Genomic DNA, 25,809 nt, shown 5'->3' with positions numbered 1-25,809 from the left:
CCTAAAATTGTATTAACACAATCACTTTTTCTAAACGCTACATTCCAAATTCTAAATTCTAATCGTATCTTTGCTTTTCAAAAAATTGAATTATGAATACGGTTGATGCAAATGTTTTTCCACCAAGGGAACCAAAACCCAAATGGTTGCGCGTAAAGTTGCCAACAGGACAAAAATATACAGAATTAAGAGGCTTAGTCGATAAATACAAATTAAACACGATTTGTACTTCGGGAAGTTGCCCGAATATGGGTGAATGTTGGGGCGAAGGAACCGCAACGTTCATGATTTTGGGTAATATTTGTACACGCTCTTGCGGCTTTTGTGGTGTAAAAACGGGTCGACCAGAATCTGTAGATTGGGATGAACCAGAAAAAGTGGCGCGTTCTATCAAAATTATGAACATCAAACATGCGGTAATAACAAGCGTAGATCGTGATGATTTAAAAGATATGGGTTCGATTATTTGGGCTGAAACGGTGAAAGCCATTCGCCGAATGAATCCTACCACCACTTTAGAAACTTTAATTCCTGATTTTCAAGGAAATACTACCAATATCGATCGTATTATTGCAGTTGCTCCAGAAGTAGTTTCGCATAATATGGAAACCGTAAAACGTTTAACGCGTGAAGTTCGTATTCAAGCGAAATATGAAAAAAGCTTGGAAGTTTTACGCTATTTAAAAGAAAACGGCATCAAAAGAACCAAATCAGGAATCATGCTTGGTTTAGGCGAAACTGAAGAAGAAGTAATTGAAACTTTACACGATTTACGCGATGCCAAAGTAGACATTGTTACCATTGGTCAATACTTACAACCGAGTAAAAAACACCTTCCGGTGAAAGAATTCATTACGCCAGAACAATTTGCTAAATATGAAAAAATTGGCAAAGAACTAGGATTCCGTCATGTGGAAAGTGGTGCTTTGGTGCGTTCTTCTTACCATGCGGAGAAGCATATTCATTAGGCTGGAAATCATAAATTCCAAAAAATAAATCCCAAATTCCAATGAGAAGCTGAAATAAATTCAGCTTGACAAGGATAACTTTTCAACTTTGAACTTGAAACTTGAAACTTGAAACAAAAATAAAACTTGAAACCTGAAACAAAAATAAAAGTAGCTATTAACGGTTTTGGAAGAATTGGAAGAAATTTATTCCGATTGCTTTTGAATCATCCTACTATTGAAGTAGTTGCCATCAACGATATTGCTGACGCGAAAACTATGGCGCATTTGTTGAAATACGATAGCATTCATGGAGTTTTAAAAGCCAATGTCCAAGCAGATGAACATTATATTACTATTGATGGAAAATCATTTTTATATTTCAGAGAAAAAAACATCAAAAATCTTAATTGGAAAGACTTACAAATTGATTTGGTAATAGAAGCTACTGGAAAATTCAAAACTTGGGATTCTGTTCACCAGCACATTGAATCTGGTGCTAAAAAAGTAATTCTTTCCGCGCCACCAGAAGACGACCAAATTAAAACAATAGTTTTAGGCGTTAACGAATCTATTTTAGACAAGAACGACTTGATTGTTTCTAATGCGAGTTGCACTACAAATAACGCAGCACCAATGATTAAAGTCATTCAAGAATTGTGCGAAGTGGAACAAGCCTATATTACAACTATTCACTCCTACACTACCGACCAAAGTTTGCACGACCAACCGCACAAAGACTTAAGAAGAGCTCGTGGAGCAGCACAATCTATAGTTCCCACAACAACTGGAGCCGCTAAAGCATTAACTAAAATTTTTCCTGAATTAGATGGAAAAATTGGCGGTTGTGGTATTCGTGTTCCTGTTCCTGATGGCTCATTGACAGATATCACTTTTAATGTAAAACGCCAAGTTACGATTGAAGAAATTAATACTGCATTTAAAAAAGCTTCAGAAACTTCACTTCATGGCATTTTAGATTATACCGAAGACCCAATAGTTTCTGTTGATATCATTGGTAATACTAATTCTTGTGTTTTTGATGCTCAATTAACATCTGTTATCGATAGAATGGTAAAAGTTGTGGGTTGGTACGACAACGAAATTGGTTACTCTTCTCGCATTATTGATTTAATCCAGTTGCTTTCAAATAAATAATTTATTACATTTATAAATTCAAATTTTGCCACAAAACACTAGTGGTAAATTATTTAGTAAAAATTATTCATTTGAAAAAGTTTTTTTGTCTCATACTACTAACAACAGCATTTATCATTGGTAAAGCCCAACCGCTTTACAAAGAAGTCGCACAAATAAATGATAGTGTAGACTACTATTTAGAAATCGCTATTTTTAATAAAGAAGATAAAAAGTCATACAACAAAGCCATTATTTATACCGAAAAAGCCATAGATTATGCAAAAAATGAAAAATTAGAGCATAAATTGGGCGATTGTTATTTGGTTTTGGGAAGAATTTATTATGACCTTAACAAACTTGACGATGCCATTGAAAATTTCATAAGAAGTATTAATATCTATACCAAAAAAGAAGCGAATTACAACCTAGCATTCGCCTACTATAACTTAGGAAAATGTTATTTGGAAAGTAATAAAATTGAACTTTCTGAAATCTATTTCAAAAAAGCAACCAATATTTATGAAAAGCTAAACTTAAAAGACGCTATTCAACTAATTAATCTCCAAAAAGGGATTATCCAAAAAAATAAAAAACAATATGAAGCCGCTTCCAAACTATTTCAAAATGTAATAGACAACATTGAGACAGAAGCTTTGCTAGATGTTGAAGTAGAAGCGTTCTTGCTTTTAGGTGAAATAGAAACCGAAAAAGGAAATCCATATAAAGCAATAGAATTTCTAGAAAGTGCATTAAAACTAAATGCTTCTGGTAACAATAATACCAATTTACAACAGCGTATTTTAAAAGATTTGATGCAGGCTTACAAAAACATTGATCAATTTAGTAAGTCACAATTTTATGCTGAAAAATATATTCAAATTAGCGATTCAATAGGAAACTTTTTTAACACTAGTTTGTATGAAAATGCATATGATAAAATTCAGTTTGACAAACAATTACAAACCATTCAACAACTTGATGAAGAAAAGAAAAGCCAGCAAAAAACACTACGTTTTTCTAAACTTATTAGTATTTTAAGTATTGCTTTAATTTCTATTTTGTCATTACTAAGTTTATCCCTTTTCAAAAACAATAAAATCAGAATTAATACCAACAAGCTTCTTAAAGAGAAAAACAAAGAATTAATAAAGGAAAAAGAAAAAGCCGAACTTGCCTCTAAAACACGTTCTGAATTTTTAGCGACGGTAAGTCACGAACTACGAACACCTTTAAACGCAATTAACGGAATAACCTATTTGCTGTTACAAGAAAATCCAAAAGAAAGTCAGATGAATTATCTGAAATCTCTAGAATTTTCTGGTAATTATCTTTTAAACTTTATTAATGATATTCTAGAAATCAACCGATTGGAATCCGATAAAGTTCAAATTGAAAAAATTAGTTTCAATATCAATGAATTGGTGGAAAACCTTAGTACCTCATTCAATGAGTTTACCAATGAAAACAATGTAACTTTTCATGTATCAATAGACAAATCTATCAAAAACTTAATCGTTGGAGATATTACAAAACTCTCTCAAGTGTTGATTAATTTAATAAACAATGCTATCAAATTCAGTAAAAATGGTGATGTTTGGTTAAATATTAAAAACACCCATCAAACGGAAAATCAAATCACATTGTTTTTTGAAGTTAAAGATAATGGTATTGGTATTCCTTTTGAGAAACAAGAAAGCATTTTCGAGAGTTTTAGTCAAGGTTCTGTAGAAATCAATCGAACGTATGGCGGAACAGGTTTAGGACTTTCTATTGTGAAAAAATTAATTGAACTTTTAGATTCTACTATCAAACTTCAGAGTGAACCTAACAAAGGAACTGCTTTTACGTTTGAAATTACGTTTGACAAAGGAAACTCGTTAGAAAACACTTCTTCTGAAGAAGTCACCACAAGAGTTGACGGTAAAACATTCAAAAATAAAAACGTTTTATTAGTTGAAGACAATAAAATCAACCAAATGATTACTTGTAAAATGCTCGAAAGAAAAGCTATCAATTGTACTATTATTGACAACGGCGAAGAAGCTATAGAGCATTTAAAAACGAATACGTATGATTTAGTATTAATGGATGTTCATTTACCAGGCATCAACGGAACAGAAGCTACTGCTATCATACGAACTTTTGATACAAAAACACCAATCATTGCCTTAACCGCAATTTCCTTAAACGAAAACAGAGAAATGTTACTTTCTTACGGAATGAATGAAGTTATCACGAAACCTTTTGTTCCTGAAGACTTCTATACTGTTTTGGCTTCTTATTTAACTAAAACTGAAGAATAACGTTTTTAATTAAATTACGAACAAAAGGCTCCGCTTTTTTAGCTGCTTCCAAAACTTCTTCGTGATTGACTTCTTCAATATTTTCTTCGTCACCCATGTCGGTAATTACGGAAATCCCTAAGCAATCCATATTCATGTGTTTGGCAACAATTACTTCTGGAACAGTTGACATACCAACGCAATCTCCACCAACGGCTTTTACCATTTTATACTCGGCTAAAGTTTCAAATGTGGGTCCTTGTAAACCTAAATAAACACCAACTTTCAAATCCAACTTCATTTCTTTGGCAATAGCTTTCGCTTTTTCCATCATTGCTACAGAATACGGCTCACTCATATTTACGAATCTTGGCCCAAAACGCTCATCATTAACACCACGTAATGGATGTTCAGGAAACATATTGATATGATCTTTGATTAACATCACATCGCCCACTTGAAACGATGGATTTACTCCACCAGAAGCATTGGAAACAATTAATTTTGAAACGCCTAAATATTTCATCACACGAACAGGAAATGTAACTTGCTTCATGTCATAACCTTCATAATAATGAAAGCGACCTTGCATAGCAACTACTTTTTTGTCGCCAATAGTACCAAAAAGCAAAGCGCCTTTATGTCCCACAACAGTAGAAACAGGGAAATTTGGAATTTCTGAATAAGGTAAAGTGAATGCCACAGTAATTTCTTCCACAAAACTCCCTAATCCTGAACCTAAAATCACACCATATTCGGGTGAAAAATTGGTTTTATTCTGAATGAACGCTATGGTTTCTTGAACTTTTTCCCACATAATTTAAAAGGGTTGCATTAAAATCATCTTGCTGTGAAAGTAGTTCGGTTTTTATGGGTAAATAATACAATTGCTTGTTTGGAATTTTCCCTTTCAATCGCATGAAATCTTTCTCAGTGGTAATGATTAATTGGTTATTGGCACTATTTTTTATTTTCAAAATATCAGCTTCCGAAAAATCGTGATGATCTGGAAAAACCAAAGTCGTATCTTGTTCTTTCTTTAAATGATTGAAAAACAAACTCGGATTGGCAATGCCGGCGAGAATTACTTTTGGACTTTCTAAAGCATTTACTTCTAATTTACCATTTTCGTTATACACAAAATCATCATAAACAATTGTACTGAAATAAACCGCTAAATTGGTTTTTAAACGTTTTCTGATATTTTCTTGTGCAAGTTCGGACAAATCAAGCGGACATTTGGTGACAATTATCAGGTTTGCTCTTTTTTTTCCAAAAGCGGGTTCGCGTAGGTTTCCAAATGGCAAAATATAATCATCTACGAATAAATCATTGAACGTGGTAAGTAAAATATAAAATCCTGCTTTCACTTTTCGGTGTTGGAAGGCGTCGTCTAACAAAATCACATCTGGATTTATTTTTTCTTGCAATTGAGCAATTCCGTTTCTTCTATCAGCATCAACAGCTACGGCAACATTTGGAAATTTAGAATAAAACTGAAAAGGTTCGTCTCCAAGAATTGCTGCATTAGTAGCAGCATCAGCCAAAACAAAACCTTTTGAAGTTCGTTTGTAACCTCTACTCAATGTGGCAATTTTATAATTTAAGAGTAATCTAATCAAATACTCAATATGCGGCGTTTTTCCTGTTCCACCAACACTTAAATTTCCAACAGCAATAATTGGTATTTCATACGACTGACTTTTAAATAGCCCAATGTCATAGCACCAATTCCTTAAAAAAGTAATGAGCCAATACAAAATGCTGATGGGAAAAAGTATTTTTCTTAAAAAAATCATAGTACGAAAGTAAGGTTTTTTTATCTTTGAAAGAAATAATAAGTTTATGAAACTTGCTGCACTACTTCCGATTCTTGAAGAGATGGCTCCATTGGCTTATGCCGAAGATTTTGATAACGTGGGACTATTGGTTGGAGACAAAAACCAAGAAATTTCAGGAATTCTCGTTTGTCATGATGCTTTGGAACAAGTAATTGAGGAAGCTATTGCCAAAAAATGCAATTTAGTCGTTTGCTTTCATCCTATTTTATTCAGTGGTTTGAAGAAAATTACGGGCAAAAATTATGTGGAACGTGCTATCATCAAAGCAATTAAAAATGAGATTGCCATTTATGCGGTTCATACAGCTTTGGACAATCATCAAAACGGAGTCAACAAGATTTTTTGTCAGGCATTGGGATTAATCAATACCAAAATTCTTATTCCAAAAGAAAATTTCATAAAAAAACTAGTAACCTATACCATTCCCGAAAATGCAGAAAAATTAAGAAATGGCTTATTTGATGCTGGAGCAGGAAAAATTGGGAATTATGAAGATTGTAGTTTCAATTCGCAAGGTATTGGAACGTATATGGGCAATGAAAATTCCAATCCAGAAATTGGGGAACGCTTCGAATTTGTAGAAAACACTGAAATTAAGATTGAAGTTACTTTTGAAAAGCATTTGGAAACGAAAATTTTAAAAGCACTTTTTACTCATCATGTGTACGAAGAAGTAGCGTATGAAATTTACCAATTGACCAACAAACATCAAAATATTGGTTTAGGAATGGTTGGTGAATTACCAAATAGTCTTTCTGAAACTGAATTTTTAACTTTAGTGAAAGAAAAAATACAAACAGGCGGCATCAGACATTCGGCTTTTTTGAACAAACCGATTCAGAAAGTGGCTGTTTTGGGTGGTTCGGGAAGTTTTGCTATACATGCAGCAATTGCTAGTGGTGCCGACGCTTTTTTGACCGCAGATTTAAAATATCACCAATTTTACGAAGCCGAAAACCGATTGCTTTTGGCAGATGTGGGACACTTTGAAAGTGAAAGATTTACAAAAAATTATATTGTTGATTATCTTAAAGAAAAAATCACTAATTTTGCAATCATTTTATCAGAAGAAAATACAAACCCGGTTCAATACTTTTAATATGGCAAATACAAAAGAGCTAAGCGTAGAAGACAAGTTAAAAGCAATATATGCTTTACAATTAATCGATTCTAAAATTGACGAAATCAGAAATGTAAGAGGAGAATTACCTTTAGAGGTAGAAGATTTAGAAGACGAAGTTGCAGGACTTTCCACTCGTTTAGAAAAATTGAAGACTGATTTAGAAGTAATCGAGACTCAAATTAAAGACAAGAAAAACGCAATTGACGATCACAAAGCGAGTATCAAAAAGTATACTGAGCAACAAAAAAATGTGCGTAACAATAGAGAATTTAACTCTTTAACCAAAGAAATTGAGTTCCAAGAATTAGAAATTCAGTTGGCTGAAAAGCACATCAAAGAAATGAAAGCTTCTATTGAGCACAAAAAAGAGGTTGTGGCGCAAACTAAAGAGCGTTTAGAAGCGAAACAAACGCATTTAAAACACAAAAAAGCAGAATTGAGCGACATTATGTCGGAAACAGAAAAAGAAGAAAATTTCTTAACTGAAAAATCTGCTGAATACCGTGGAAAAATTGAAGCGCGTTTATTAGAAGCTTACGACAGAATTCGTACTAGCGTAAGAAACGGCTTAGCAGTTGTTTCTATTGAGCGTGGTGCTTCGGCTGGTTCTTTCTTTACCATTCCACCACAAACACAAATGGAAATTGCCGCTCGTAAAAAAATCTTAACGGATGAACACAGTGGACGAATTTTAGTAGATAGCGTTTTAGCTGATGAAGTTAAAGAAGAAATGGACAACATTTTTGCTACTATTTAATTCTCAATTTAAATACCAATTAAAAGCTCTTGAAAAAGGGCTTTTTTGTTTTTATTACACAGAGATTCACATCACAGATTTTTTTGCTCGCAAAGACGCTAAGTCACAAAGATGAAAAACTCTGTGTAAAACTTCGTAAAACTTTGTGCTACAACTTTACAAGAACAAGAACAAGTTCAAAAATCAACTTCAAACTTCAAACCTGTGAAACTTCTATATCATACCATTAGCCTTCGACTCCGCTCAGGGTGACAATTCTGTAAATCAAATTTTAAAGGTTATTTCAATTTCTTCAATCTGTGTTCCAAAAAACTTAAAACTTGAAACAAAAAATTAACCATATAAGTCAGATAAGTTTATTCAATTTGGATTGCATTGAAAAGCTCATGAAAGTTTTTGCTCGCAAAGACGCTAAGTCACAAAGATGTAAAACTCTGTGAAACTTTGCGTAAACTTTGTGAGACTTTGTGTTACAACTTGAAACCTGAAACTTGAAACTTCTCCCCTAACATTTTCATTATTTCCTTTTCGTTAAAAAAGTTATCTTTGCAGTATGGAAGCAGATAAATTAGTTCGTATTAATAAATTTTTATCCGAGTCGGGATTTTGTTCGCGTAGAGAGGCTGATCGTTTGATTGAGCAAGGAAGAGTTACGATTAACGGAAACGTTCCAGAAATGGGCACGAAAATTGGTCCAGAAGATGAAGTCCGTGTGAATGGTAAATTGATTCAGGAGAAGAAAGACGAAAAAATTTATTTAGCGTTCAACAAGCCTGTAGGTATTGAATGTACTACAAATTTAGATGTGAGAGACAATATTGTGGATTACATCAATTATCCAGAACGAATATTTCCTATTGGACGGTTAGACAAAGCCAGTGAAGGTTTGATTTTCATGACCAATGATGGTGATATTGTAAACAAAATTCTAAGAGCGAGAAACAACCACGAGAAAGAATATATTGTTACCGTAAACAAACCAATTACCGATAGATTCATTCAGCGTATGGCTAATGGTATTCCAATTTTGGAAACGATTACCAAAAAATGCAAAGTAGAACAAGTGAGCAAATACGTTTTCCGAATTGTGTTAACACAAGGTTTGAATCGTCAAATTCGTAGAATGTGTGAATATTTGGATTACGAAGTAACCGCTTTAAAACGTACCCGAATTATCAATATTTCTTTAGATGTTCCTGTTGGGAAATACCGCGCTTTAACTCTAGCCGAAATAAAAGAACTCAACACTTTAATTGAACCCTCAAGCAAAACCGAAGAAGCGAGTTTACCAAGTAATAAAGGGAAGTTTACTGGGAAAAGGAATTATGGGGAGAGGAATAGGTAGGAAATCAAAACTTTAAATTACTCCAAAAAAGAGTGTTATATTTTACTTTTTCAAATGAATGTTCTTCCTCTTTGTTTTTTATTTGGTTTGGATTTAGAATATTAAAATTCTTCCAATTTGAATTTACTGTAATTTCAAATTCTTGTTTTTCAGCTGCATTGTTATAAACATTTCCAGATAAAACACTTGTGGATTGTGTAATGAAATAGTACTCACCAATCTTTGTAAAATCTGTATGCATGGATTCGTTTTTATATTCTTTTGAGGTGAATTGTAATAACGAATTTTTAAGATTAAATCCTTCTTTAAACTGTTCTGGGAAATCAGTTACAGACCAATTTTCGAAAATCTTTACAATGGCGAAATCTTTTTTATTCACATACAAATATCCAGAATAATTACTTAAAAAAACTCGTCTTGTAAAAGTGGAATGATTTCTTGGTGATGAAAAACTAATAACAAAAACTTCTTCGTTGTTGTACATCTTAGTTTCTTCAATTTGAAAAATAAATTTCTTAAACTTTCCTTTTTTCAAAAAAGGCGCATATTTTATAGGACAATTATACATTAAACCATGATATTCTCTTAAACTTTCAGACAGAAAATCACCTTTCTTATTCCATCTTAACTCTTTTATATTTTTTGTACTTCTATTGATATGATTTAAATAACCTAAATCATATTGTTCGGCAATAAAATCAAAATCGAGATAAGTAACATTTGAAACTTTGGCTTGAATATTGGTTTTCATCTCAGAACTAAATGGATTATCAGGATAATTTCTTTCAAAAGATTCTATCACATTTTGCATAACCTGATAAGCTGTTCTTTTTGCATAAACAACTACTTCATTTAATTCTGTTTTCTTAAGCTCATCATCATTAGGCTCTGATAGATTAGCCGTTTGTATATCTTTAGCTTTAAAAACTTTATTCTCTTCATCTGAATCTATTATAGTAGAAGGTGTAACGCTTCTAAAATAGAGATAACCATCATGCAACTCATTCAATTTACTTTCCACAAAGGTAATTGGGCTAAAAAGTCTGTTCCATGCTAAAATTTGCATTCCGCTTTGGTTTGAAGAAATAAAAATGTGTGGAGAAGTATTTTTCTCTTTTAAGAAATACTCAAATGAGTGCTTTTTAATTGGTGTTTCATGCCATTTATTTTGAAGAAATATAGAATCTTCAGCTGTTACCGCGGCTAAACTGTACACTTTGTTTTTTAGTTCTTTTTTAATATAAGAACCCATTGGTACAAATTCTTTTAATATAGGCTCATTAATTGAACTCATATTATTTACGAAATGTGCATTGGCTCCCCAACAAATTATTTTAGCTTCAGGATTTTGTTTTAAGTAAGCTAATAAATTATCCGCCATTTGCTTGTCACGAATATTGTCGTATGAAGTTGTGTTGAAAGTACTTAAAATCTCTTCTTTTAAAATAGCATCATAACCTAACTCTAAAAGACTTTTTATAATTTGATTCCAATAAAATTTTTCGTCAGAATCTTTTTGTTGACTAATTTTAGTTTTAAATAATGTTAATTCGGTTTTAAATTGATCATAAGAAATATCTTCTTCATCAAACATACCAGAATTAGTCATAGATTCTAAAAGCAACTCAAAATCTTCTTGTTTAAATTTTATTTTATGATTGATTTTTTTAGCATATTCGAATAAATCTTTAGCTAATAATACATTTCCATTATTACCCGTAATCTGATAATCAAAACCGAATATTTTTAAATCTTTCTTATTCTGATTATAAAACTCGATAAAACTTTGAAATTCGTTTCTTTTTGCCCAAATAGAAAACAAAGAATTTGACAGTGCTTCCTTTACATTTTGCCCTTCACTAATACTTTTTTGAGCTTTCCACACATCATAAATTCCAGATTCAAAAGCGATAGTAGTAAAACCCATTTCTTGATGCAAATATTGAACGATTTTGGTTTTCATTTCAAATACATTTCCATCAAAATGCGTATTTTCTCCAAGCATAACTACTTGAACACCTTTTAATTCTTCTTTTAAAAAACTAAAATCAGTGATTTCGGGATTTTGTGAAAGAGTTATTATTTTAGGATTGAATTCTTGTGCAGATGATGTTAGATAGAATAAACTATAAAGTACTATTGCTATATTTCTCAATTTGGTTATTATTTGATAGTATTAAAAAATATAACGCAAAAACAATTCACTTATTACATTATGTTAACCTCCATCACATAATCATCCATCACATATCCATTTCCGATATCGATTACTTCTTCTTTGGTAATGGTGAAACCTAGTTTTTGGTAGAATTTTTGAGCGTTGTTGTATTTGTTTACATTCAAGAAAATAGCGGTTTGTTGGTTTTCTTGTGCTTTGGTTTTTACTACATCGAAAAGTTGCTTGCCAATTCCTGTTCCTTGTGTTTCGGGTAACACGTAAATTTTATGGATTTTCGTTTTATTGGGTTCGCAGTTAATTTCGTAGGAAACAAAACCAACAAATTCTTGATATTCGTTTTGGGCTAGATAAAAAACTTGTCCGTTTTCTAATTGTTTTTGTAAAGCTTCCAAATTATAAAATCTATCGAGCATATAATGAAGTTGCTCTTTGGAAAGTATAGTTGCATAAGCTACTGGCCAAATTTTCTTGGCTAAATCCGCTACGATTTGGAGTTGCTCATTGGAAGTTACTTGTATTACCTGCATGGTTTTGACAAAAGTAAAATTTATCATGCTGAATTGATTTCAGTTTCAAAAAAACTATCAATTGATAAATGCTGAAACAAATTCAGCATGACAAATTATGTTATTTACGCTTGACCCGTTGGACCGAAATTCAAAGGAATATTTGGACTTTCTCCTTCGGTGATTTCGCCGTGTTGTGCTTCAAAACGTCTGATATTTTCAGCCATTGCTTTTAGTAAGCGTTTGGCGTGTTGTGGCGTTAAGATAATTCTTGATTTCACTTTAGCTTTTGGAACACCAGGCATGATAGCAACAAAATCCAAAACAAATTCAGAATTGGAATGGTTGATGATAGCTAAATTCGAATAAATGCCTTCTGCTGTTTTTTCGTCTAATTCAATATTAATTTGACCTTGTGGGTTGTTATTATTTTCCATAATTTATTATTTTAAACATATAAGTCACATCAGATTTATTTGTGTTTATATGTATGATTACGTTCATTTATGTAGTGTATAAATCTTATACAAGAATAAGCAATATTTTGAACAAAAAAAAACCTAACAGCGAACTGTTAGGTTTTAGTATGGTATTTTGTTCACTAATTAGTAGTTGAACTCTTCTTTTGCAGCCATTAATTCTTGATACTCATCTTGAGAACCTACGATAGTATTGTCGTATTCTCTCATACCAGTACCTGCTGGAATTCTGTGACCTACAATAACGTTTTCTTTCAATCCTTCTAATGTATCGATTTTACCTGCTACTGCAGCTTCATTTAATACTTTAGTAGTTTCCTGGAACGATGCCGCAGAAATGAATGATTTCGTTTGTAACGATGCTCTTGTAATACCTTGTAAGATTGGTGTTCCTGTTGCAGGAACTACATCACGTGCTACTACTAAGTTTTTATCGTTACGTTTTAACAACGAATTTTCATCTCTTAATTGACGTGCCGAAATAATTTGACCTGGTTTCAGGTTTTCAGAATCTCCTGCTTCGTCAACCATCTTCATTCCGTATAATTTATCGTTTTCAATGATAAAGTCTTTTGTGTGAATCAATTGATCCTCTAAGAATAAAGTATCTCCTGGATCCACTACTCTAACTTTACGCATCATTTGACGAATAACTACTTCAAAGTGTTTGTCGTTAATTTTTACCCCTTGTAAACGGTAAACCTCTTGAATTTCATTAACCAAATACTGTTGAACAGCTGATGGCCCTTTAATTCTTAAGATATCTTCTGGTGTAATTGCACCTTCAGATAATGGTGTTCCCGCTCTTACGAAGTCGTTTTCTTGAACTAAGATTTGGTTAGAAAGTTTTACTAAGTATTTCTTTACTTCACCAAATTTAGATTCTACTGCGATTTCGCGGTTACCTCTCTTGATTTTTCCGAATGTTACTACACCGTCAATTTCAGTAACTACAGCTGGGTTTGATGGGTTACGAGCTTCTAATAACTCAGTAATTCTTGGTAAACCTCCAGTAATATCTCCTGCTTTAGAAGAACGACGTGGAATTTTTACTAAAATTTTACCTGCTTTAATTTTCTCGCCATCGTTCACCATTAAGTGAGCTCCAACTGGTAAGTTATACGAACGAATCAATTCACCGTCTTTACCATAAATATGTAAAGTTGGGATTAATTTTTTATTACGTGATTCAGAAATTACTTTTTCTTGGAAACCAGTTTGTTCGTCAATTTCAACCAAGAATGATTCTCCTTGTTTGATATCTTCGTACTCCACTTTACCAGTAAATTCAGAAATAATAACTCCATTATAAGGATCCCATTTACAGATAGTTGTTCCTTTTTCAACTGAATCACCATCTTTAACAAAGATGCTAGAACCGTAAGGAATATTGTGTGTGTTTAATACAATTCCTGTATTTACGTCTACTAATTTCAATTCTGTTGAACGAGAAATAACGATATCTACTTGATTACCTTCACCATCTTCACCTTTAACTGTTTTAAGATCTTCTATTTCTAAACGACCTTTGAAACGTGTTACGATACTTGATTCTTCTGATAAACCTCCAGCAACCCCTCCAACGTGGAACGTACGAAGTGTTAACTGTGTTCCTGGCTCTCCAATTGACTGTGCAGCAATTACACCAACAGCTTCTCCTTTTTGAGTCATTTTACCAGTAGCTAAGTTTCTACCGTAACATTTAGCACAAATTCCTTTTTCAGCCTCACAAGTAAGTGGAGAACGAACTTCTACACTTTCAATTGGAGTACCTTCAAGACGTTTGATATCTGCTTCTTTAACTTGTTCACCTGCATGAATAAGAACTTCAGAAGTTAAAGGATTAATTACATCTTGTAATACAACTCGACCTAAAATTCTTTCTCCTAAAGTTTCAACGATTTCCTCGTTTTTCTTTAAAGCAGAAACTTCAATTCCACGTAACGTACCACAATCCACAGAACTTACAATAACATCTTGCGATACATCATGTAATCTTCTAGTTAAGTAACCCGCATCGGCTGTTTTAAGAGCGGTATCCGCTAAACCTTTACGAGCACCGTGCGTAGAAATAAAGTACTCTAAAATTGAAAGACCTTCTTTAAAGTTAGATAAAATTGGGTTTTCAATAATTTCACCACCTGCAGATGTTGATTTTTTAGGCTTAGCCATCAAACCACGCATACCTGTTAACTGACGAATCTGTTCTTTCGAACCCCTTGCTCCTGAATCAAGCATCATGTACACCGAATTGAAACCTTGTTGGTCTTCTCTAATGTTTTTCATTGCTAATTCAGTAAGTAAAGCATTTGCAGAAGTCCAAATATCAATTACCTGATTGTAACGCTCGTTGTTCGTGATTAATCCCATGTTATAGTTCATGGTAATTGCATCTACTTGTTGACGTGCATCTTCAATTAATTGTCCTTTTTGTTCTGGAATTCTAATATCTCCTAATGAGAATGACAATCCACCTTTGAAAGCGAATTTGTATCCCATATCTTTCATATTATCTAAGAACGCTGCAGTTGTAGGTACATCTGTTACACCAAGAATTCTACCAATAATATCACGTAATGATTTCTTAGTTAATACTTCATTGATGAAACCAGCTTGTTCTGGAACTACCTCGTTAAACAATACTCTACCAGCTGTAGTTTGGATAATTTGGTATACCAATTCTCCATTTTCATTGAAATCTTTAGCTCTAACTTTAATTCGAGCATTCAAATCCAATTTACCTTCGTTGCTAGCAATATTTACTTCTTCAGCTGAGTAAAAAGTTTGACCTTCGCCAGCGATTTTCACTTCTGGAGTAGACAAACGCTCTTTGGTCATATAATATAGACCTAATACCATGTCTTGAGAAGGAACCGTAATTGGTGCACCATTCGCAGGATTCAAAATATTGTGAGAAGCTAACATTAATAATTGTGCTTCTAAAATTGCTTCAGGTCCTAATGGTAAGTGAACCGCCATCTGGTCACCATCAAAATCGGCATTAAACGCCGTACATGTTAATGGGTGTAACTGAATTGCTTTTCCTTCAATTAATTTAGGCTGAAACGCTTGGATACCCAAACGGTGCAAAGTAGGAGCACGGTTTAGTAATACTGGATGTCCTTTGATTACATTCTCTAGGATATCCCATACTACTGGCTCTTTTTTGTCGATAATTTTCTTAGCTGACTTAACTGTTTTTACAATTCCTCTTTCGATTAACTTACGAATAACGAATGGTTTGTATAGTTCAGCTGCCATATCTTTTGGTAAACCACACTCAAACATTTTCAATTCTGGTCCAACAACAATTACAGAACGAGCAGAATAGTCCACACGTTTTCCTAGTAAGTTTTGACGGAAACGACCTTGTTTACCTTTTAATGAATCTGATAATGATTTCAACGGACGGTTAGATTCTGTTTTAACAGCAGAAGCTTTGCGCGTGTTATCAAATAATGAATCTACCGCTTCTTGTAACATACGTTTTTCGTTACGTAAGATTACTTCTGGAGCTTTGATTTCCATTAATCGTTTCAAACGATTGTTACGGATAATTACTCTACGGTATAAATCATTCAAATCTGAAGTTGCGAAACGACCTCCATCTAGTGGTACTAACGGACGTAATTCTGGTGGAATAACCGGAATTGCTTTCAAGATCATCCAAGAAGGATTGTTCTCTCTGTTTTTGTTAGCATCACGGAATGATTCTACAACTTGCAAACGCTTAAGCGCTTCCATTTTACGTTGCTTAGACGTTTCTGTACTAGCTGCGTGACGCAATTGGTATGATAATTCATCTAAGTCGATACGTTGTAATAAATCCATAATACATTCAGCACCCATTTTAGCGATGAATTTATTTGGATCTTGATCATCTAAATATTGGTTTTCCATTGGAAGTGTATCTAAAATATTTAAATACTCTTCTTCTGTTAAAAAGTCCAAACGGTTTAAAGACTCACCATCTACACCTTGAGCAATACCTGGTTGAATAACCACATAACGCTCGTAATAGATAATCATATCTAATTTTTTAGAAGGCAATCCTAGTAAGTAACCAATTTTATTTGGTAACGAACGGAAGTACCAAATATGAGCAATAGGCACAACCAAATTGATGTGTCCAACTCTATCTCTACGTACTTTTTTCTCCGTAACTTCTACACCACATCGGTCACAAACGATTCCTTTGTAGCGAATTCTTTTATACTTTCCACAAGCACACTCATAATCCTTTACAGGACCAAAAATACGCTCACAGAAAAGACCGTCTCTTTCTGGTTTGTGCGTACGATAGTTAATGGTTTCCGGTTTTAAAACCTCACCTCTAGATTCTGCCAAGATTGACTCTGGAGAAGCTAATCCTATCGTAATTCTGTTAAATCTCTTAACGGTGCTTTTATCTTTTAATTTTGTCATGATATTACTACTATCAATTATATAAAAAACGTTTTAATCAGTATACAGTTTTCAGTCCCAGTTTTCAGTCGCAAAACTGATTACTGCGACTGAGACTGTTAGCTGCTTATTATTCTTCTAATCTGATGTCTAATCCAAGACCTTTCAATTCGTGCATTAATACGTTGAATGATTCTGGTAAACCTGGTTCTGGCATAGTTTCTCCCTTAACGATAGCTTCGTAAGTTTTAGCTCTACCAATTACATCATCGGATTTAACCGTTAAGATTTCTCTTAAGGTACTTGAAGCTCCATAAGCCTCAAGAGCCCAAACCTCCATCTCTCCGAAACGCTGACCTCCAAATTGAGCTTTACCTCCTAATGGCTGTTGCGTAATCAATGAGTACGGTCCAATTGAACGTGCGTGCATTTTATCGTCAATCATATGTCCTAATTTCAACATGTAGATAACACCTACAGTTGCTGCTTGGTGGAAACGTTCACCTGTTCCTCCATCATATAAATACGTATGACCGAATCTTGGAATTCCAGCTTCATCAGTAAATCCATTGATTTGATCTAATGTAGCACCATCAAAAATTGGAGTGGCAAATTTCTTACTTAATTTTTGACCTGCCCAACCTAAAACGGTTTCATAAATCTGACCAATGTTCATACGAGAAGGTACACCAAGTGGATTCAATACAATATCAACAGGAGTTCCATCTTCTAAGAATGGCATATCCTCTTGACGCACAATTCTTGCTACAATACCTTTGTTACCGTGACGACCTGCCATCTTATCACCCACTTTCAATTTACGTTTCTTAGCGATGTAAACTTTAGCTAATTTTAAGATTCCAGCTGGTAATTCATCACCAACAGTAATAGTAAATTTCTCTCTTCTTAACCAACCTTGTAAATCATTTAATTTGATTTTGTAGTTGTGAATTAAGTCGTTTACTAATTTATTTGTAGCGTCATCAGTAGCCCATTGCCCTTTTGTTAAGTGAGCAAAGTCTTCTACTGCATTTAACATTTTTTGCGTGTATTTTTTACCTTTTGGCAATACTTCTTCACCCAAATCATTCATTACACCTTGAGATGTTTTACCATTTAAAATAGTAAACAACTTTTCAACAAGAATGTCTTTCAACTCATTGTATTTTACTTCAAACTCTAATTCAAGTTTGTCGATATCTTCCTTGTCTTTTGAACGTTTACGTTTGTCTTTAACTGCTTTAGCAAATAATTTTTTGTCTAAAACAACACCATGTAATGACGGAGAAGCTTTTAAAGAAGCGTCTTTTACATCACCGGCTTTATCACCAAAGATAGCGCGTAATAATTTTTCTTCTGGTGTTGGATCTGATTCTCCTTTTGGAGTAATCTTACCAATTAAAATGTCGCCAGGTTTAACCTCTGCACCAATTCTAATCATACCATTTTCATCCAAATCCTTAGTTGCTTCTTCAGAAACGTTTGGAATATCATTAGTTAACTCTTCGTTACCTAACTTAGTATCTCTAACTTCTAAAGAATAATCATCGATGTGAATTGAAGTAAAAATATCATCACGAACTACTTTTTCAGAAATTACAATCGCATCCTCGAAGTTATACCCTTTCCAAGGCATGAAGGCAACTTTAAGGTTTCTACCAATTGCCAACTCTCCATTTTGCGTTGCGTATCCTTCACAAAGTACTTGTCCTTTTGTAACTCTATCCCCATTTCTTACGATAGGTTTTAAGTTAATACAGGTACTTTGATTCGTTTTTCTAAATTTGATTAACTGATATGTTTTCTCATCTGTATCGAAACTTACCATACGCTCTTCATCAGTTCTATCATATTTGATAGTGATTTTATCAGCATCTACGTAAGTAACAACTCCAGAACCTTCAGCATTAATTAACACTCTTGAGTCAGAAGCTACTTGTCTTTCTAAACCAGTTCCCACAATTGGAGATTCAGGTCTTAATAAAGGTACAGCTTGACGCATCATGTTTGATCCCATCAAGGCACGGTTCGCATCATCGTGCTCTAAGAAAGGAATTAACGAAGCTGAAATAGAAGCAATTTGATTTGGCGCAACATCAGTATAATGAACAACTGTTGGATCAACTACTGGGAAATCACCCTCTTCACGAGCAATAACTTTATCAGCAGTAATTTTACCTTTAGCATCCATCTCGATGTTTGCTTGCGCAATCATTTTTCCTTCTTCTTCTTCAGCACTTAAGTAAATAGGTTCTGAAACAATATCAACAACTCCATTTTCAACCTTACGGTAAGGAGTTTCGATGAATCCCATGCTATTTACTTTAGCATAAACTCCAAGTGACGATATCAAACCAATGTTTGGTCCCTCAGGAGTTTCAATTGGACATAAACGTCCGTAATGTGTATAGTGAACGTCACGCACCTCGAAACCGGCTCTTTCACGAGAAAGACCACCTGGTCCAAGAGCAGACAATCTTCTCTTGTGTGTAATCTCGGCTAATGGATTGGTTTGATCCATAAACTGAGATAATTGGTTAGTTCCAAAGAATGAGTTGATAACTGATGATAATGTTTTAGCATTAATCAAATCAATAGGTGTAAACACCTCGTTATCTCTTACATTCATTCGCTCACGGATGGTTCTAGCCATACGAGAAAGACCTACTCCAAATTGTGCTGACAATTGCTCTCCAACCGTTCTAACACGACGGTTTGATAAGTGATCAATATCATCAATCTCTGCTTTAGAGTTAACTAATTCGATCAAATATTTCACAATTGTTATGATATCTTCTTTAGTTAAGACTTGTTTGTCTTTAGAAGTATCTAAACCAAGTTTTTTGTTAATTCTATAGCGACCAACTTCACCTAAGTTATAACGTTGGTCTGAAAAGAATAATTTATCTATGATACCACGAGCAGTTTCTTCATCAGGCGGTTCTGCATTACGCAACTGACGGTAAATGTGCTCTACGGCTTCTTTTTCTGAATTGGTAGGGTCTTTTTGTAATGTGTTGTGAATAATTGTGTAATCTGCAGCATTACTATCTTCTTTATGAAGTAGAATCGCTTTTACATCAGCTTCAATAATTTCTTCAACATTATCTTTGTCTAGAATCGTATCACGATCTAAGATAATTTCATTACGTTCAATTGAAACTACTTCACCAGTGTCTTCATCAACGAAGTCTTCGTGCCATGTATTCAATACACGAGCAGCCAATCTACGACCAATATATTTTTTAATTCCTGTTTTAGAAACTTTAATTTCTTCAGCTAAGTCGAAAATTTCAAGAATATCTTTATCTCTTTCGAAACCAATAGCTCTAAATAAAGTTGTTACAGGAAGTTTTTTCTTTCTATCGATATAAGCGTACATAACACTATTGATATCGGTAGCAAATTCAATCCAAGATCCTTTAAAAGGAATAACTCTCGCCGAATAAAGTTTAGTTCCATTTGCATGGAATGACTGCCCAAAGAAAACTCCTGGTGAACGGTGCAACTGAGAAACTACTACACGTTCCGCACCATTGATAACAAAAGTACCACTAGGCGTCATGTAAGGAATAGTTCCTAAGTAAACATCTTGAACAATTGTTTCAAAATCTTCATGTTCAGGGTCAGTACAATATAGTTTCAAACGTGCTTTTAAAGGCACACTATATGTTAGCCCTCTATCAATACACTCTTCAATTGTATAACGAGGTGGGTCAATAAAATAATCTAGGAATTCTAATACGAACTGATTTCTCGTGTCCGTGATAGGGAAATTTTCCATGAAGGTATTGTACAGCCCTTCGTTGCCTCTTTCATCAGATTTGGTTTCCAATTGGAAAAAATCTTTAAACGATTTCACTTGAATATCTAGAAAATCTGGATATTGTGGAATGTTTTTTGTCGAAGCAAAATTTAATCTTTCAGTCTGATTAGTTATCATCAATGGACAAAATTTTGATTTAAAAAAAGTAATTTTTGTGTATAAAACACTGCTATTGTAATACTTCCTTTTTTTGCGATCAATACATCTTTAAAAATAAACCAGGAAAGTTAGCTTATTTTCTTTCTTCGTTATTGATTGCTTTATAACGCATAAAAAACACAATAATTTAATATACGCAAAATGGTTTAGGTCTTTGAGAGCACTCTCAAGACCTAAACCTAGCTTATTTATGAGTATAAATTATTTTAACTCAACTACAGCTCCTGCTTCTTCTAAAGCTTTCTTAAGACCTTCAGCCTCATCTTTAGAAACTCCTTCTTTAACATTTGTTGGAGCAGCATCAACTAAATCTTTAGCTTCTTTAAGACCTAAACCAGTTAATTCTTTAACCGCTTTAACAACTCCTAATTTAGAAGCACCAGCCTCTTTTAAAACTACTGTAAACTCAGTTTGCTCAGCAGCGCCAGCACCTTCACCACCACCAGCAGCAACTACTACAGCTGCAGCAGCAGGCTCGATACCATACTCATCTTTTAATATTGTTGCTAATTCGTTAACTTCTTTTACTGTTAAGTTAACTAATTGTTCTGCGAATTGTTTCAAATCTGCCATTTTTTCTATCTTTTAAAATGTTTTGTAAAAATATAATTTATTAAGTGCGTACTTATTATTCTGCTGAATCTTCCTTACCTGGTTGATTCTGAAGAGCTGCAATAACTCTTTGTGCAGGAGATTGTAATAATCCAATAATTTGAGCGATAACTTCTTCTTTAGACTTGATAGCTACTAAGCCGTCTAATTGGTTGTCACCAATGTAAATTTCTTGGTTAATATAAGCTCCTTTTAAAAGTGGTTTGTCACTTTTCTTACGGAATTCTTTAATGATTTTAGCTGGACCATTAGCAGTCTCAGAAATCATTAGAGCAGTATTACCTTTTAAAACTGAAGGTAAATCACCGTAATCATTAACAGAAGCTTCCATTGCTTTTTCTAACAATGTGTTCTTAACAACTTCTAATTTGATACCTGCTTTAAAACAAGCTCTTCTTAAATTTGAAGTAGTATCTGCATCTAATCCTGAAGTGTCTGCTAAATAAACAACGTTCACATCCGCTAAGCGTGCAGTTAAATCTTCAATAGCGATTGATTTTTCTTCTCTAGTCATACTAAAAATTTTTAACTACCAATTATACCGCTTTAGGATCTAAAGCAATAGCAGGACTCATTGTACTTGATAAGTGAATAGACTTAATATAAGTACCTTTAGCTGCAGTTGGTTTTAATTTGATTAATGTTTGAATAATTTCGTGTGCATTATCGTAAATTTTATCAGCTTCAAAAGAAACTTTTCCGATTCCTGCATGAACGATACCAGTTTTATCAACTTTAAAGTCAATTTTACCAGCTTTTACTTCTTGAACAGCTTTAGCAACATCCATAGTTACAGTCCCTGTTTTAGGATTTGGCATTAAACCTCTTGGTCCTAAAACACGTCCTAATGGACCTAATTTACCCATAACAGCTGGCATAGTGATGATAACATCAATATCAGTCCAACCATCTTTGATTTTTTGAAGGTAATCATCTAAACCTACGTGGTCTGCACCAGCAGCTTTAGCTTCAGCTTCTTTATCAGGAGTAACAAGAGCTAAAACTCTTACATCTTTTCCAGTTCCATGAGGTAATGTTACAACCCCTCTTACCATTTGATTCGCTTTACGAGGATCAACTCCAAGTTTTACAGCGATATCAACAGACTCATCAAATTTAGCAGAAGCAACAGATTTAATTAACGCAGATGCGTCTTTTAAACTGTATAATTTGTTCTTTTCAATTTTAGATGCAGCCTCTTTTTGCTTTTTAGTCAATTTTGCCATGTCTAATTCTTTTAACGATTAAAAAGGAGCATCTCCTGTTACTGTAATACCCATAGATCTTGCAGTTCCAGCAATCATACTCATAGCTTTTTCTAATGTAAAAGCGTTTAAGTCTGCCATTTTGTCTTCTGCAATAGCTTTGATTTGATCCCAAGTAACACTAGCTACTTTCTTACGATTTGGTTGGCCAGAACCAGACTTAATTTTAGCCGCATCCAATAACTGAATTGCAGCTGGTGGCGTTTTAACAACAAAGTCAAAAGACTTGTCTTTGTACACAGTAATTTGTACTGGTAACACTTTGCCAGGTTTATCTTGTGTTCTTGCATTAAACTGCTTACAGAACTCCATGATGTTAACTCCAGCAGCCCCCAAAGCAGGTCCAACCGGTGGCGATGGATTCGCAGCACCTCCCTTAACTTGTAGTTTAACTACTTTACTAATTTCTTTTGCCATTTTCTTTTAAAAATTTAGCACATCTAACAATTGGAAGCGAAGATGTGAGTGTATATGTAACAAAAATTATACTTTTTCTACTTGCATAAAACTTAACTCTAATGGTGTTTTTCTTCCAAAAATTTTCACCATAACTTCAAGTTTACGCTTTTCCTCGTTAACCTTTTCAATTGTTCCATTGAAACCATTGAAAGGACCATCGATTACTTTTACTGTTTCGCCAATAGTATACGGAATTGCAACATTATCAACTTTAACTGATAATTCATCTACTTTTCCTAACATCCTATTAACTTCTGACTGACGTAGCGGCACAGGCTCGCCACCTTTTGTTTCACCTAAAAAACCGATTACTCCAGGTATCGACTTAATAATGTGAGGTATTTCACCTGCAAGATTAGCTTCAATCATGATATAACCTGGAAAGTAAACTCTTTCCTTAGCTATTTTTTTACCATCTCGTACTTGAACCACCTTTTCAGTTGGCACTAAAACTTGAGAGATAAAATCTGACATCCCTAAACGAGCAGCCTCAGTTTCAATATAGGTTTTAACTTTATTTTCTTGTCCACTAACCGCTCTTACAACGTACCATTTTTTAACATTGTTTTCTGCCATAATAAATTATTTTAGAATGTTAAAAAATCCTTCTAGAGCTTTTACAAACAATTGGTCTACACCATACGTCAAAAGCGCGAATATAATCGAAAACACTGCAACGATAATAGTTAAACGTTGTACTTCAGCCCATTCTGGCCAAGTCACATTGCTTTTCAGTTCTTGAAACGCTTCAGATATATAATTAACGAATTTTGTCATTACTTTATAATTTGCACGGGCGGAGGGATTCGAACCCCCATCAATGGTTTTGGAGACCACTATACTAGCCCTTGTACTACGCCCGTTTGTTTAAGCCAGTTGACGCAAAAGCATCAACTGGCTTTAAAATATTATTTAAACTTATAATTAGTCTAAAATTTCAGTTACCTGACCAGCACCTACTGTTCTACCACCTTCACGGATAGCAAAACGTAAACCTACTGATAAAGCGATTGGGCTTAATAATTGAACATCAATTGTTAAGTTATCACCAGGCATAACCATTTCTACACCAGCTGGTAAAGAAATTGTACCCGTTACGTCAGTTGTACGTACATAGAACTGAGGACGGTAGTTATTGTGGAATGGAGTGTGACGTCCACCTTCTTCTTTTTTCAAGATATACACCTCAGCTTTGAAATGAGCGTGTGGCTTAACAGATCCTGGCTTAATAATAACCATTCCTCTTTTGATATCTTCTTTAGCAATACCTCTTAATAACAAACCTACATTATCTCCAGCTTCACCTCTATCAAGGATTTTACGGAACATCTCAACTCCTGTAATAGTAGAAGTTAATTTTTCAGCTCCCATACCAATAATTTCTACTGGATCACCTGTATTAGCAACACCTGTTTCGATACGACCTGTAGCAACAGTTCCACGACCAGTAATTGTAAATACGTCTTCAACTGGCATCAAGAATGGTTTTTCAACGTCACGAACTGGTAATTCAATCCAGCTATCAACAGCTTCCATTAAATTCATTACAGTTTCAACCCATTTTGGTTCACCGTTTAATGCTCCTAAAGCAGATCCTTGGATAACTGGTCCATTATCACCATCATATTGATAGAAAGATAATAAATCTCTGATTTCCATTTCAACAAGCTCTAATAACTCAGCATCATCAACCATATCCACTTTGTTCATGAATACAACCATTCTAGGCACACCTACTTGACGACCTAAAAGGATGTGCTCTCTTGTTTGTGGCATAGGACCATCTGTAGCAGCAACTACTAAGATAGCACCGTCCATTTGAGCAGCACCTGTAACCATGTTCTTCACGTAATCCGCGTGACCTGGACAGTCAACGTGTGCATAGTGACGATTTGCTGTTGAATACTCAACGTGTGATGTATTAATTGTAATACCTCTTTCTTTTTCTTCTGGAGCGTTATCAATCTGATCGAAAGATTTTGCTTCTGAAAGACCTGCGTCAGCCAATACTTTAGTAATAGCTGCAGTCAAAGTTGTTTTACCGTGATCTACGTGTCCGATAGTACCGATATTTAAGTGCGGTTTCGAACGATCGAATGTTTCCTTTGCCATGACTTAATAATTTAATCTTAGTTTATATATTAGTGTTCAAAATTATACACATTTAAGAGCCAATGACGGGAATTGAACCCGTGACCTCTTCCTTACCAAGGAAGCACTCTACCCCTGAGCTACACCGGCTTTTGTGAGTTCAGAAGTTAAAATTAAAAAATAGAAAAATCTAAATTCTAAATCTTAAATTCTTAATTGTGGGGAGAGCAGGATTCGAACCTGCGAAGACGTAGTCAGCGGATTTACAGTCCGCCCTCGTTGGCCGCTTGAGTATCTCCCCAAACCTTTTATTTTCAATTACTTAAAGAACTTGAGCCGATGGAGGGACTCGAACCCACGACCTGCTGATTACAAATCAGCTGCTCTAGCCAGC

General features: G+C 34.2%; 20 protein-coding genes and 3 tRNA genes. 6 read left to right on the top strand and 17 right to left on the bottom strand.

The features are described 5' to 3' along the window. Positions 1 to 92: 92 nt before the first annotated feature. The 3 genes from lipA to DPN68_RS04935 all read left to right on the top strand — a co-directional run bounded on the left by lipA (position 93) and on the right by DPN68_RS04935 (position 4,390). Positions 93 to 968, top strand: a complete 876-nt coding sequence (gene lipA / locus DPN68_RS04945) for a lipoyl synthase (RefSeq protein WP_113988542.1) — start codon at positions 93 to 95, stop codon at positions 966 to 968. 126 nt (positions 969 to 1,094) lie between these two features. Further along, complete coding sequence (gene gap, locus DPN68_RS04940) at positions 1,095 to 2,105, top strand: type I glyceraldehyde-3-phosphate dehydrogenase (RefSeq protein ID WP_162298398.1); 1,011 nt, start codon at positions 1,095 to 1,097, stop codon at positions 2,103 to 2,105. A 71-nt stretch (positions 2,106 to 2,176) separates the two neighbouring features. Further along, entirely contained in the window at positions 2,177 to 4,390 is a 2,214-nt protein-coding gene (locus DPN68_RS04935) for a tetratricopeptide repeat-containing hybrid sensor histidine kinase/response regulator (RefSeq protein ID WP_133256568.1), read from the top strand. Here the strand turns inward: DPN68_RS04935 and DPN68_RS04930 are convergent. Then, entirely contained in the window at positions 4,374 to 5,186 is an 813-nt protein-coding gene (locus tag DPN68_RS04930) for a purine-nucleoside phosphorylase (protein ID WP_113988540.1), read from the bottom strand. The two genes, DPN68_RS04935 and DPN68_RS04930, sit on opposite strands and share 17 nt — an antisense overlap. Next, positions 5,143 to 6,168 (bottom strand): tetraacyldisaccharide 4'-kinase, encoded by a 1,026-nt coding sequence (gene lpxK, locus DPN68_RS04925; protein ID WP_113988539.1) that lies wholly within the window; start codon positions 6,166 to 6,168, stop codon positions 5,143 to 5,145. Before lpxK ends, DPN68_RS04930 begins: the two co-directional genes overlap by 44 nt. A gap of 46 nt (positions 6,169 to 6,214) precedes the next feature. Between lpxK and DPN68_RS04920 the strand changes: the two genes are divergently transcribed. The 3 genes from DPN68_RS04920 (at position 6,215) to rluF (ending at position 9,435) form a co-directional block, all read left to right on the top strand. Continuing rightward, entirely contained in the window at positions 6,215 to 7,309 is a 1,095-nt protein-coding gene (locus tag DPN68_RS04920) for a Nif3-like dinuclear metal center hexameric protein (RefSeq protein ID WP_113988538.1), read from the top strand. 1 nt (position 7,310) lies between these two features. Continuing rightward, positions 7,311 to 8,090 carry a zinc ribbon domain-containing protein gene (locus DPN68_RS04915; protein ID WP_113988537.1) on the top strand — a complete coding sequence of 260 codons (780 nt, stop codon included), beginning with the start codon at positions 7,311 to 7,313 and terminating at the stop codon, positions 8,088 to 8,090. Positions 8,091 to 8,643: 553 nt separating this feature from the next. Further along, positions 8,644 to 9,435 (top strand): 23S rRNA pseudouridine(2604) synthase RluF, encoded by a 792-nt coding sequence (gene rluF, locus DPN68_RS04910; protein WP_113988536.1) that lies wholly within the window; start codon positions 8,644 to 8,646, stop codon positions 9,433 to 9,435. 4 nt (positions 9,436 to 9,439) lie between these two features. Here the strand turns inward: rluF and DPN68_RS04905 are convergent, their stop codons facing one another. From DPN68_RS04905 to DPN68_RS04835, 15 genes are all read right to left on the bottom strand, one after another. After that, positions 9,440 to 11,590 (bottom strand): erythromycin esterase family protein, encoded by a 2,151-nt coding sequence (locus DPN68_RS04905; RefSeq protein ID WP_113988535.1) that lies wholly within the window; start codon positions 11,588 to 11,590, stop codon positions 9,440 to 9,442. Between the two features lie 53 nt (positions 11,591 to 11,643). Then, positions 11,644 to 12,168: a GNAT family N-acetyltransferase gene (locus tag DPN68_RS04900; protein WP_239987013.1), complete on the bottom strand. Its 525-nt coding sequence runs from the start codon at positions 12,166 to 12,168 to the stop codon at positions 11,644 to 11,646. A 77-nt stretch (positions 12,169 to 12,245) separates the two neighbouring features. Then, the gene (locus DPN68_RS04895; RefSeq protein ID WP_113988534.1) at positions 12,246 to 12,557 is read right to left on the bottom strand and encodes a DUF3467 domain-containing protein; all 312 of its coding nucleotides are present in this window, start codon (positions 12,555 to 12,557) and stop codon (positions 12,246 to 12,248) included. Between the two features lie 168 nt (positions 12,558 to 12,725). Then, on the bottom strand, positions 12,726 to 17,024 hold the full coding sequence (gene rpoC / locus DPN68_RS04890; RefSeq protein ID WP_113988533.1) for a DNA-directed RNA polymerase subunit beta': 4,299 nt from the start codon (positions 17,022 to 17,024) through the stop codon (positions 12,726 to 12,728). 109 nt (positions 17,025 to 17,133) lie between these two features. Continuing rightward, positions 17,134 to 20,946, bottom strand: coding sequence for a DNA-directed RNA polymerase subunit beta (gene rpoB, locus DPN68_RS04885; RefSeq protein WP_113988532.1), 3,813 nt, complete (start codon positions 20,944 to 20,946; stop codon positions 17,134 to 17,136). A gap of 243 nt (positions 20,947 to 21,189) precedes the next feature. After that, a complete protein-coding gene (gene rplL / locus DPN68_RS04880; protein ID WP_113988531.1) occupies positions 21,190 to 21,561 on the bottom strand; it encodes a 50S ribosomal protein L7/L12 in 372 nt (123 codons plus the stop codon). Between the two features lie 55 nt (positions 21,562 to 21,616). Then, positions 21,617 to 22,114 carry a 50S ribosomal protein L10 gene (rplJ, locus tag DPN68_RS04875; protein WP_113988530.1) on the bottom strand — a complete coding sequence of 166 codons (498 nt, stop codon included), beginning with the start codon at positions 22,112 to 22,114 and terminating at the stop codon, positions 21,617 to 21,619. 22 nt (positions 22,115 to 22,136) lie between these two features. Then, complete coding sequence (gene rplA, locus DPN68_RS04870; protein ID WP_113988529.1) at positions 22,137 to 22,826, bottom strand: 50S ribosomal protein L1; 690 nt, start codon at positions 22,824 to 22,826, stop codon at positions 22,137 to 22,139. Positions 22,827 to 22,844: 18 nt separating this feature from the next. Beyond that, entirely contained in the window at positions 22,845 to 23,282 is a 438-nt protein-coding gene (rplK, locus tag DPN68_RS04865) for a 50S ribosomal protein L11 (RefSeq protein WP_113988528.1), read from the bottom strand. A 66-nt stretch (positions 23,283 to 23,348) separates the two neighbouring features. Continuing rightward, a complete protein-coding gene (gene nusG, locus DPN68_RS04860; protein ID WP_113988527.1) occupies positions 23,349 to 23,900 on the bottom strand; it encodes a transcription termination/antitermination protein NusG in 552 nt (183 codons plus the stop codon). 6 nt (positions 23,901 to 23,906) lie between these two features. Continuing rightward, entirely contained in the window at positions 23,907 to 24,101 is a 195-nt protein-coding gene (gene secE, locus DPN68_RS04855; protein ID WP_113988526.1) for a preprotein translocase subunit SecE, read from the bottom strand. A 14-nt stretch (positions 24,102 to 24,115) separates the two neighbouring features. After that, positions 24,116 to 24,187: transfer RNA gene (locus DPN68_RS04850), tRNA-Trp, on the bottom strand. Between the two features lie 61 nt (positions 24,188 to 24,248). Then, on the bottom strand, positions 24,249 to 25,436 hold the full coding sequence (tuf, locus tag DPN68_RS04845) for an elongation factor Tu (protein WP_113988525.1): 1,188 nt from the start codon (positions 25,434 to 25,436) through the stop codon (positions 24,249 to 24,251). Between the two features lie 57 nt (positions 25,437 to 25,493). Next, positions 25,494 to 25,565: transfer RNA gene (locus DPN68_RS04840), tRNA-Thr, on the bottom strand. Between the two features lie 69 nt (positions 25,566 to 25,634). Then, positions 25,635 to 25,716 (bottom strand) — tRNA-Tyr (locus DPN68_RS04835). Positions 25,717 to 25,809 lie beyond the last annotated feature (93 nt).

The organism is Flavobacterium tibetense, from assembly GCF_003293845.1.
Classification (GTDB): Bacteria; Bacteroidota; Bacteroidia; order Flavobacteriales; family Flavobacteriaceae; genus Flavobacterium; species Flavobacterium tibetense.
This window is presented reverse-complemented; position numbering and strand designations above follow the sequence as displayed.

Bases quoted from the DNA above. Each gene is read 5' to 3' on its own strand.
- rplK (WP_113988528.1), bottom strand. From the start codon at position 23,282: ATGGCAAAAGAAATTAGTAAAGTAGTTAAACTACAAGTTAAGGGAGGT.
- secE (WP_113988526.1), bottom strand. From the start codon at position 24,101: ATGACAAAATTCGTTAATTATATATCTGAAGCGTTTCAAGAACTGAAA.
- lpxK (WP_113988539.1), bottom strand. From the start codon at position 6,168: ATGATTTTTTTAAGAAAAATACTTTTTCCCATCAGCATTTTGTATTGG.
- DPN68_RS04900 (WP_239987013.1), bottom strand. From the start codon at position 12,168: ATGATAAATTTTACTTTTGTCAAAACCATGCAGGTAATACAAGTAACT.
- DPN68_RS04930 (WP_113988540.1), bottom strand. From the start codon at position 5,186: ATGTGGGAAAAAGTTCAAGAAACCATAGCGTTCATTCAGAATAAAACC.
- lipA (WP_113988542.1), top strand. From the start codon at position 93: ATGAATACGGTTGATGCAAATGTTTTTCCACCAAGGGAACCAAAACCC.
- rpoC (WP_113988533.1), bottom strand. From the start codon at position 17,024: ATGACAAAATTAAAAGATAAAAGCACCGTTAAGAGATTTAACAGAATT.
- rplJ (WP_113988530.1), bottom strand. From the start codon at position 22,114: ATGACTAGAGAAGAAAAATCAATCGCTATTGAAGATTTAACTGCACGC.
- DPN68_RS04915 (WP_113988537.1), top strand. From the start codon at position 7,311: ATGGCAAATACAAAAGAGCTAAGCGTAGAAGACAAGTTAAAAGCAATA.
- rplA (WP_113988529.1), bottom strand. From the start codon at position 22,826: ATGGCAAAATTGACTAAAAAGCAAAAAGAGGCTGCATCTAAAATTGAA.
- rpoB (WP_113988532.1), bottom strand. From the start codon at position 20,946: ATGATAACTAATCAGACTGAAAGATTAAATTTTGCTTCGACAAAAAAC.
- nusG (WP_113988527.1), bottom strand. From the start codon at position 23,900: ATGGCAGAAAACAATGTTAAAAAATGGTACGTTGTAAGAGCGGTTAGT.
- DPN68_RS04895 (WP_113988534.1), bottom strand. From the start codon at position 12,557: ATGGAAAATAATAACAACCCACAAGGTCAAATTAATATTGAATTAGAC.
- tuf (WP_113988525.1), bottom strand. From the start codon at position 25,436: ATGGCAAAGGAAACATTCGATCGTTCGAAACCGCACTTAAATATCGGT.
- rluF (WP_113988536.1), top strand. From the start codon at position 8,644: ATGGAAGCAGATAAATTAGTTCGTATTAATAAATTTTTATCCGAGTCG.
- DPN68_RS04920 (WP_113988538.1), top strand. From the start codon at position 6,215: ATGAAACTTGCTGCACTACTTCCGATTCTTGAAGAGATGGCTCCATTG.
- rplL (WP_113988531.1), bottom strand. From the start codon at position 21,561: ATGGCAGATTTGAAACAATTCGCAGAACAATTAGTTAACTTAACAGTA.